A 3,653-nucleotide genomic window follows, 5' to 3' on the forward strand; every position below is an offset into this window, starting at 1 on the left:
GGGCGGGCCCTGGGCCGGCGGCGCGAGGGCCCGGTGGAGGTTGCCGAAGACCGGATTGTCGGGCGGGGGCGCGATGCCGACGGGCGCCGCCACATAGGTCGGCACCGGCACGTAGGCCGGGGCCGGCAGCAGGTAGGCGGCGACCGGCGGCGGGGGCGGGGCGAGGTCCACGAAATAGGCGGGCGGCTGCGCCAGGAACACGACCGGCGGTGGGGGCGGCAGGGCGTAGACCGGGTCGGCGAGATAGACCACCGGCCGCTCGACGTAGATGATCTCGTCCGCGGGCGGGGGCGGCAGGTCGTAGACGATCTCGGTGAAGCGCGGCGGCGGCGCGAGGGCGGCCGAGAGGCTCGCGAGGCGGCGGCGCGCATCGAAGGCGTGCGGCCCGCGCGGGTAGCGCCGCAGATAGGACCAGTAGGCGTCCGGGCTGTCGGCGAGCCGGCTCTGGCGCCAGGTCAGCGCCTCGCGCCGCGCCGCCAGGATCGCCCGCACCCGCGCCGCCTGCGGATCGGTCGGATAGGCTCCGAGGAAGTCTTGGTAGCCCTGGACGGTGTCGCGCTCCAGGCAGAGGGCGAAGGCGTCCCGGGCGCCGATCTCGGCGAGCGGGCGCGCCTGCAGGGCGGCCTTTGGACGCTCCAGCGGCGGTGCGTCGGGCGCCCGCGCCAGGAACTCGAACGGCGCCGTGATGCGCGCGGAATCCCAGGGCACCAGCGCGCCCTGGGTGGTCTCCACCACCCGCAGGCGGACGCGATCGAACAGCTCGGCCGGGGCGAGGCCGCCGGCGCGGATCATCTCCGCCAGCGCCTTGACGTAGGCGCCGTAGCTGCCGGTCTCGTCGGGGCCGACCGTGCCCGGCGCGGCGTTGAAGGCGACGAGGCTGCCGGGTTCCGCTTCCATCAGGGCGAGGCCCCCGGCGAGCGGCTCGCCCTGGCGCGCGAAGGGGTTGCGCCGCCCGGCATCGAGCACGAGGAAGCGTGCCTTCAGCGGCAGGGCCGCGAGGCGCTTGGCGTAGTCCGAGACGCGCAGCGCCGTCAGCGCCACGTCGGAGGCGGCGTTGATGCGCGCGTCCACCGGCGCGAAATAGGTCTCGCCCTCGACCTGGAGCCCATAGCCCGACAGATAGACGAAGGTGACCGCCTCGGGGCCTGCGGCCTCCGCCTTCTCGACGAAGTCCCGGAATGCCTGGCGCAGCCCGGTCTCGTCGAGGTCGCGCGCGCCCATCACGTCGAAGCCGGCCGCCTGCAGCGTCTGCGCGACGAGGCCGGCATCGTTGGCGGCGGTCGCGAGGGCTTGCGCGGGATAGGCCGCGTTGCCGATGACGAGGGCGAGCCGCTTCTCCAGGGCCTGCGCCGCGCCCGCGCCCAACAGGCAGGGGAGCGCGACGAGAAAGGCCGCGACGAGGGGGCGGAAGAGGGCTATCGAGCGCATCGGCGTCTCCGTCCGGGGCGTCCCTGCGGGACTTGCCTGGCGGGACCGGATGTCAGGCCGGTAGCGGTGAATCGCGGCTGAACGGTGGATCCAGGGCTGTCACGAATGCGCGATAGGCGCGGGGCTGGGCGCGCGTGAGCCGGTTCAGCTTCATCCATGCGGCGGATCTGCATCTCGGCAGCCCGCTGAGCGGATTGTCCGCGCGCGATCCCGAGATCGCCCTCCGCCTCGCCTCGGCGGGGCGCCGCGCCTTCGAGGATCTGGTCAGCCTCGCCATCGCCAGGGCCGTCGCCTTCGTCATCGTGGCGGGCGACGTCTATGACGGCGACTGGGCTGACAACACCATCGGCCTGTTCTTCGCGCGGCAGGTGGCCCGGCTCGACCGGGCGGGCATCCCGGTCGTCCTCGTGCGCGGCAACCACGACGCCGAGAGCGTGATCACGCGCGCGGTCATCCTGCCGGACTCGGTCCACACCTTCCCCTCGATCCGCGCCGACACCCATCGCCTTGAGGCGCTGAAGGTGGCGCTGCACGGGCGCAGCTTCCCGAACCGGGCGGTGCCCGAGAACCTCGCCCTCACCTATCCGGCCCCGGTGCCGGGCTGGTTCAACATCGGCGTGCTGCACACCTCCTGCACCGGCAACGCGGCGCACGAGACCTACGCGCCCTGCACCGTCGCCGACCTCGCCGGCCGCGGCTACGCCTATTGGGCGCTCGGCCATATCCATGAATATGCCGAGCTCGCCCGCGACCCCTGGATCGTCTTCCCCGGCAACCTCCAGGGGCGCAGCGTGCGCGAGTGCGGGCCGAAGGGCGCCGTGCTCGTCTCCGTGGCGGACGGGCAGGTCACGGGCGTCGAGCGCGTCGTCGTCGACCACGCCCGCTTCCACCGGATCGCGGTCGATCTGGCCGCAGCCGGCTCGGAGCGCGAGGCGGTCGAGGCCGTCGCCGCCGCCCTGCGCCCGCTGGCGCCCGAGGGCGGGGGGCGGCTCGCGGCGGTGCGCGTCCACCTGACCGGCGAGACGGCGCTTCACGACCGCCTCGCCGCCGACCGCGAGGGGCTCGCCGCAGAGATCCAGGCCGCCGCCCACCGCATCCACGAGGATATCTGGCTGGAGCGTCTGCGTATCGAGACCGTGCGCCCGCGCGTGGCGCTTCCCGAGACGGCGGGCCTCGCCGCCGCCATCGATCCCGCGACGCTGCTCGCCGGGATCGACCGCGACCCGGACTTCCGGGCCCGCGCCGAGGCGGCTCTCGCCGAGATCGCCGCGCGCCTGCCGGCCGGGCTCGACGCGGATGAGGGCGACCTCGCCGCGGATCTCGACGCGCTCTGCGCCGAGGCCGAGGCCCTGGTGCTCGGCCGGCTCTCCGGCCGCAGCTGCTGAGGACGGGTCCCCTTGCGTCTCCTCAGCCTCGACCTCGAACGCTACGGGCCGTTCACCGACCGCCGCATCGCCTTCCGGCCGGATGCGCGGCTCCACGTGGTGCTCGGCGCCAACGAGGCCGGCAAGACCAGCGCGCTCGCCGCGGTGACCGACCTGCTGTTCGGCTTCGGCGAGCGAAGCCGCTTCGCCTTCGTCCATGACCTGTCGCAATTGCGCGTCGCTGCGGAGGTCGTCGCCAGCGATGGTCGCCGCTTGATTTTCCGCCGCCGCAAGAAGCGGAAGCAGGCATTGGTCACTCTCGATGAAGCGCCCTTGCCCGACGATGCGCTCGCCCCCTTCCTCGGTGGGCTGACGCGGGAGGTGTTCTGCCGGGCCTTCGGTCTCGATTCCGCGGCTCTGCGCGGGGGCGCCGAGGAGATGCTGGATGCCGAGGGCGAGGTCGGCGCCAGCCTGTTCGCCGCGGCCTCGGGCCTGCGCGGCTACCGCGCGCTCCAGGCGGGGCTGGAGGCGGAGGCCGCCGGCATCTTCGCCCCCCGCGCCGCCAAGGACCGCACCTTCTACCAGGCGCTCGGCCGGTTCGAGGAGGCGCGCCGGGCGATCCGCCAGGGCGAGCTGAGATCCGGCGACTGGCGCGACCTCAATGCCGAGATCGAGGAGGCCGGCCGCCGCCTCGACGCGATCCGCGACGAGCGCGCCCGCCTCGGTGCCGAGCGCGCGCGCCTGACCCGGCTCAAGCGGGTCGGGCCGCCGATCCAGGCGATCGACGCGCTGGCCGCGCAACTCGCGGCCGCGCCCGGGGCGGAGGGCCCCGAGCCGGCCGATGCCTGGATCGCGGCGCTC

3 protein-coding genes are annotated in these 3,653 nt (G+C 74.4%); 2 read left to right on the top strand and 1 reads right to left on the bottom strand.

The features are described 5' to 3' along the window. On the bottom strand, window positions 1-1,428 hold a 1,428-nt coding region (locus MET9862_RS28635; RefSeq protein ID WP_185157050.1), incomplete at its 3' end, for a caspase family protein. A 134-nt stretch (window positions 1,429-1,562) separates the two neighbouring features. Between MET9862_RS28635 and MET9862_RS28640 the strand changes: the two genes are divergently transcribed. Next, window positions 1,563-2,813: a metallophosphoesterase family protein gene (locus MET9862_RS28640; protein ID WP_142586272.1), complete on the top strand. Its 1,251-nt coding sequence runs from the start codon at window positions 1,563-1,565 to the stop codon at window positions 2,811-2,813. A 12-nt stretch (window positions 2,814-2,825) separates the two neighbouring features. Continuing rightward, window positions 2,826-3,653, top strand: an 828-nt coding sequence (locus MET9862_RS28645; protein WP_142586273.1) for an ATP-binding protein, incomplete at its 3' end; no start/stop codon positions are given.

Source organism: Methylobacterium symbioticum (assembly GCF_902141845.1).
Taxonomy (GTDB): Bacteria; Pseudomonadota; Alphaproteobacteria; order Rhizobiales; family Beijerinckiaceae; genus Methylobacterium; species Methylobacterium symbioticum.